Origin of the sequence: Caballeronia sp. (assembly GCF_049581465.1) — a bacterium.
Lineage (GTDB): Bacteria > Pseudomonadota > Gammaproteobacteria > Burkholderiales > Burkholderiaceae > Caballeronia.
The window spans coordinates 1-2398 of the sequence record NZ_JBAUSA010000728.1 but is presented as its reverse complement, the minus strand read 5'-3'; the positions used below and the strand labels follow the sequence as shown (position 1 = coordinate 2398).

The 2398-nt window shown below is 57.5% G+C and carries 2 protein-coding genes; both read left to right on the top strand.

What is annotated here, in order from left to right:
- Positions 1-678: glycosyl hydrolase (locus tag WCA53_RS17890; RefSeq protein WP_423913365.1), on the top strand; the 678-nt coding region annotated here is incomplete at its 5' end.
- A 777-nt stretch (positions 679-1455) separates the two neighbouring features.
- Positions 1456-2398, top strand: a 943-nt coding sequence (locus tag WCA53_RS17885) for a Wzz/FepE/Etk N-terminal domain-containing protein (protein WP_423913361.1), incomplete at its 3' end; no start/stop codon positions are given.

Here is a 2398-nt window from a genome sequence, read left to right as displayed (position 1 = left end):
GCCGCGTACACATTAGGCTACAACTTGGGCGTAGCGGTAGCCACGCCACTGAAAGGCCTCGTCCAGTATATCGAGTGCGGGAACGAACTCGATGTGCCCTTGCAAATTGCCGGCAACGGCTCGCTTCCAAACGATTGGAGCCCGTCCGGCTGGCCCGCGTTCCGGGGGGTTATCCGCGGCATGATCGACGGTGTGAAAGCGGTCGACTCGACAATACAGTGCGGTGTGAACGTAGGCATCCCGATGGCTTACGGCGCCTTGCAAATGTTGTGGAACGGTGTCTCGCCCAACGGCACGGCCACTGGCGTTTCGGGGGCGGAGGTGCTGCAGTGGGACTTCACCTCTTATCACTGGTACCTAAGCTCGGGCGACATCCAGTGCGGATGGAACAACAATTCGTGCGTCAACGTCCTGGAAGTCCTGAAGAACTCGTTCGGCAAGCCGATCTGGTTGACCGAATGGGGCTGGTCCGGCGCGAGTGACACCCCCGCCCAGGCGGCCGCCTATGTGACCACGGCTCTGACCGAGTACCTGTCCGTCAAGGATACGTACAATATCCAGTCCGTGATGATGTACGCTTTGATCGACCCCGACTACGGCCTCATTCAAGAGGACGGCGTAACGAAGAATCCGGCGTATGCGGTGTTCAAGGATTTCGTTGCCGCGAACCCGGTATAGAGAGAATCGATTGATGCGCCGAACGGCTATTCCGGCGTAATCGAGTATTTGAATTTTTCAGTCAGTAGTTAACGAGGCGTTCCTCACGCTTCGTTCGATGGTGGCGTTCGCGCGTACCGGTGGCGTTGTTGCAACCGGTACGGGCTTCAATAATCGTCACCCGCCAGAAGTTAGCCCTGCCGGCAGCCCTGCCATGGCAAGGACAGGCGAACGGGTTCTGTCCCCCGACTTCGTCCAGATCATCTTTTGCAATCGCTTGCAATCCCGAGTTGCAATCCAGCGCGAACGCGGCCCAAGCCGCGACTGGCTACTCGTCCGTACGCGTACGACATTTCCCTGCCCCCGACCGCCTCTGAGCGCTCCTACGCCCTGCTGCAGCTTGCGATGCCGTCGCCATTCGGCGGCGCCTTTCGGCCTCGTTACTTGCCGGGTACAAACATGCGCACCGATCCTCAACACATAAAAAAGGCGAATGCTAGCGCAAAAAATAGTAATTCAGCCTGATTTATCGTCATGTGCGCTACTTAACATACGCTCGCGCTTCCTTGCGGGAAGGTAGCGACTGGGCATTACTTGCCTGTAAAAGCGGGCTCAAACGAGAAGTACGTTGTTCCGTGAAAACGAGGTCTCTATCGCTTAACGAGCCGCCTGACCTATGCCAACCTCGATTTTCGAACGCATGACGGGGCCAAGTACATCTCTGCGATGGTATTGCGGCTTTTAGAGCGCCTGAGCTTATGCCTTGCACCACTTATGAACGAACGAGGAATGCATCACATGAATACGCCTGTTTATGCTCACGGACCCACTCGGGCGCGCGACAGTGACCATGCATTTTCCGCGGCCGACCTGTGGCGGCTGGTCGAAGACAACCTTTGGCTCGTGATTGCCATTGTCGTTTTCGTAACCGGCGCGTCTATCCTTTACGCCTGCATCACCACACCGATCTTCTCCGCAGACGCGGTGATCAAGGTCGATTTCCCCGTTGCAGACTCAATCGGCATTTCTTCGAAGGAACCGCAGCAAGTCACGCCGTCGACGTTGCCCACCGAAGCCGAGATGCAGATCATTCAAAGCCGAACGGTCGTCATGCCGGTTATCCAGCAATACCATCTGGACCTGTCGATCACCCCCAAGCGGATACCGTTGCTCGGCCAGATCGCGGACCTGTTCGCCACACCGGGCATTCCGGCGCCGGCCCTCCTGGGGCTGAGATCGTTTGCGTGGGGTGGAGAAGAGGCATCGATCGGACAACTGATCGTTCCGGCGGAGCTCGAAGACAGAGCGCTATCGCTGCGGACGCTTGGCAATAACCGTTACGAGCTGCTGGACCCGGACGGTCGCTGGCTGGTTAAAGGCGAAGTCGGCCAGATGGCAAATGCCAATGGCGTATCTATTTTGGTGAATCGCCTGGCGGCTCGTCCCGACACCCTGTTCAATGTCGTGCGCTACAGCGAATTCATGGCGATCGAGCGTTTCCTGGCGAACATCAAGGTCTCGGAATCCGGTACGGACACGGGGATCGTGCAAATCGTCTATGAAAACGCGAATCCGGAGATAGCCCGTGCCGTCACCAACGCGATCGCCACGAGTTATGTAGCGTCGCATATCAACCAGCTCCGTTCTGAAGCTGGCACGACGCGTGATTTCATCAACAGTGAACTGCCCCAGCTTCGGACCAATCTCGACCGGGCCGAGGCGGCGTTAAACGCGTATAGAG